Raw genomic sequence first — 2,024 nt, 5'->3', positions numbered from 1 at the left:
AGTAACTTGTAAAACTAAATTCCACCCCTTTAACACACGACATGGAACTTACTAATTCCAAACTCGGGTATGGAATTTACTAATTCTTATTGATATCATCCATAGGTTCATCCACATATGCTCTCCGGCATTAAGGAGGAACTTATGGAATCCACTAATAAGAACAAGCATCTTGATTTAGACAAGCGTTATGAAATCCAGCATGGTTTGGATGACTCTCTCAGCTTTAAAGCCATTGGAGCTGCGATAGGAAAAGACTGTACAACTATTTCAAAAGAAGTCAGAGCACATATCATATATGAAAAGAAGGGCGCTCCTTATCGACCTTTCAATGACTGCGCCAACAGAACACACTGCACTCACTATGGGGATGCCTGTGACGAGTGTACCAGGAAAAACAAAAAGAACTGCAGAAGCTGTGGATCATGCATACCTGCATGTCCGGATTATGAGAAGGAACTCTGTCCTCTTCATACAAAGCCTCCATATGTATGCAACGGATGCAGCGTGAGAAACACATGCACCCTTGAGAAGCATCTTTATAATGCACGCTATGCGCAGAAAGAGTATGAAGACTTAAGGAGTGAATCCCGATCCGGCTTCAACCTCACAGAGAAGGAACTTAAGCAGCTCAATTCAGTTGTAAGTCCCCTCCTTATGAATGGGCAGTCAATACACCACATCCTCACTAACAATCCTGACAAGATACTCCGCTGCGAAAAGACCATTTACACATATGTGGACAACGGACTCTTTGATGGCAGGAACGTTGATATGCCAAGAAAAGTCCGCTTCAGAGTAAGAAAGAACAAATCTGTTCCACTGAAAGTTGATAAGGCATGCCGAAAGGGGCGTACCTACGATGATTACTTAAAATATCGTGAGGAGCATCCGGAACTTCCTGTGGTGGAACTCGATTCAGTTGAAGGCATTAAGGGCGGAGCCGTTCTCCTGACAATACACTTTGTTCTACAGAAGTTCCAGCTTGCTTTTCTTAGACCGGCAAATGACTCACAATCGGTTATAGACATCTTCAATGATATATATGACCTTTTAGGAAAAAAGCTTTTCATGAAACTCTTCCCTATCCTTTTATGTGATAACGGAACAGAATTTTCTAATCCTGAAGCACTCGAATACAGTTCTGATGGCGAGCTGCGCTCAAGAGTATTCTACTGCAATCCATCAGCTCCAAACGAAAAAGGAGCTTGTGAGAACAACCATGAATTTATAAGAAGAGTCATTCCAAAAGGAAAAGACATTGGGAAGTATACTCAGGAACAGATTGACCTGATGATGAATCACATCAACTCCTATAGCCGTCCCGAGCTGGGAAACAAACCACCCTATGCTATGCTCTCATTCATCTATGGCAAGAAGGTATTAAAGCTTTTTAGATTTGAAATCATAAAGCCTAATGACATTATTCTAAAACCTTCACTGCTCAAAATGGCAAAAAAAGAATAATTCATAATGGAGCGGGAACGGAGTCAAGGGACAGTACGCTGGGCGCGTGCGCCCGGGCAGCCCTTGACGCAGTGACACGGATTATCCTGAACTAACAGACAGCAAGCATGCTTGCTGTCCTGCTTCCGGCGAGGACGGGTCTGGGCAGAGCCCAGTTAAAGGGTCAAGGGACTAGTCCCTTGCAGGTTCTTAGGGCGGAGCCCTGAGCCTCCGGAGGACGTTAATCATGTCTCAGCCTGTATTTTGACCATTAACTATTAAATTCCGAGGTTTCTGCGGAGCAGAAACTTCCATTTCATAATAAAAAAGCCGGAGTTCTGCGTAGTTGGATGACTTTCATACCTACTCTCTTAGGGGTGGAATTCACTAACTCTTAACAGGACAATGTGAACTCGACTTCTGATTGTCATACGCATTTTTCCGACTTTTGTGCTATTATAGCCGTAAATGTGGATAAAATCCATCATTTTTGTAAAAAGAAAACTCCACCCCGTGGAATTTACTCCTACAAGGTGGAATTTACTCTTACAAAGTGGAATTAACTATTACAAGTCACC

General features: G+C 42.8%; 1 protein-coding gene. It reads left to right on the top strand.

Annotated features, from left to right (window positions below):
* Positions 1-144 precede the first annotated feature (144 nt).
* On the top strand, positions 145-1,467 hold the full coding sequence (locus G602_RS0117050; protein ID WP_026660027.1) for an IS30 family transposase: 1,323 nt from the start codon (positions 145-147) through the stop codon (positions 1,465-1,467).
* The last annotated feature ends 557 nt before the right edge of the window (positions 1,468-2,024 follow it).

This window comes from Butyrivibrio sp. AC2005 (genome assembly GCF_000424145.1).
GTDB lineage: Bacteria > Bacillota > Clostridia > Lachnospirales > Lachnospiraceae > Butyrivibrio.
This window is presented reverse-complemented; position numbering and strand designations above follow the sequence as displayed.

Excerpts from the sequence above, each read along its gene's own strand:
- G602_RS0117050 (WP_026660027.1), top strand. The coding sequence starts at position 145 with ATGGAATCCACTAATAAGAACAAGCATCTTGATTTAGACAAGCGTTAT.